Below are 572 nucleotides of genomic sequence, written 5' to 3' on the forward strand. Positions count from 1 at the left end.
CCAAATTCAAGCGTGGCTGGAGTCCCGACGCGTGCCCTTCCGATCTCCGCCGGGCCCGCGGCCCAGGCGGGCGTCGACGAGGGCGCCTGCTGTTCCCAGCCCGTGCCGGGCAGCGCGCCGCCGGACCAGCCGCCGGGCTGGGCGCCCGCCTGCGCGACATGGACTTCGATCTCATAGGCGCCGAGCCGCAGCCGGTCGCCATCCTCGAGCATCTTGACCTGGTCGCGCCCGACCGGGACCTCGGCATGGTTGACGAAGGTGCCGTTGGTCGAGAGGTCGCGCACCTGCCAGCCGCCGTTGCGGAATTCCACGACGCAATGGTGCTTCGACAGCAGCCGGTCCGGGTCGGGCAGCACCCAGCCGGCATCCGCGCCGCGGCCAATGACGAAGTCGCCCCCGGGCACGCGGCGCTGTTCGGGCACCACGGAATCCGGGCAGCGGATCACGGTCAGCGTCAGTTCCATCGGCGCCCCCTTCCGGTCGCGGGCATCGGCCCGGGCGTCATTGCAGCCGCACCGGCGGCGCCGATGGCGGCGGCGCGGGCGGCTTCGCCGGCACGGGCGGCGGTGGCG

The 572-nt window shown here is 74.1% G+C and carries 1 protein-coding gene; it reads right to left on the bottom strand.

Annotated features, from left to right (window positions below; genetic code table 11):
* On the bottom strand, positions 1 to 464 hold a 464-nt coding region (locus tag HW577_RS26215; protein ID WP_198378987.1), incomplete at its 3' end, for a type VI secretion system-associated FHA domain protein.
* Positions 465 to 572: the final 108 nt, after the last annotated feature.

The sequence above is a fragment of the Neoroseomonas rubea genome (assembly GCF_016106015.1).
Taxonomy (GTDB): domain Bacteria; phylum Pseudomonadota; class Alphaproteobacteria; order Acetobacterales; family Acetobacteraceae; genus Neoroseomonas; species Neoroseomonas rubea.